Annotated in this window: 1 protein-coding gene; it reads left to right on the forward strand. The window is 70.0% G+C overall.

What is annotated here, in order from left to right; genetic code table 11:
* Nucleotides 1-203: phosphotransferase (locus IG78_RS0141435; protein ID WP_030575198.1), on the forward strand; the 203-nt coding region annotated here is incomplete at both ends.

Below are 203 nucleotides of genomic sequence, written 5' to 3' on the forward strand. Positions count from 1 at the left end.
TGCGCGGCCGGTTTGACGAGGCCTTCGTCCGGATCGGCCGGCGGCTGTCCGAGCCAGCCATCGGCGCAAGGATTGACCAGGCCGCGTGGCAACGGGCGATACGACGCTGCGAGACTTTGCTGGACACTCAGGCCAGGCTCGTGTTGCTGCACGGCGATCTGCACCTCGGCAACGTCCTGGACGGCGGCCCGTCGCGCGGCCTG

It is taken from the genome of Streptomyces aureocirculatus, from assembly GCF_000720475.1.
Taxonomy (GTDB): domain Bacteria; phylum Actinomycetota; class Actinomycetes; order Streptomycetales; family Streptomycetaceae; genus Streptomyces; species Streptomyces aureocirculatus.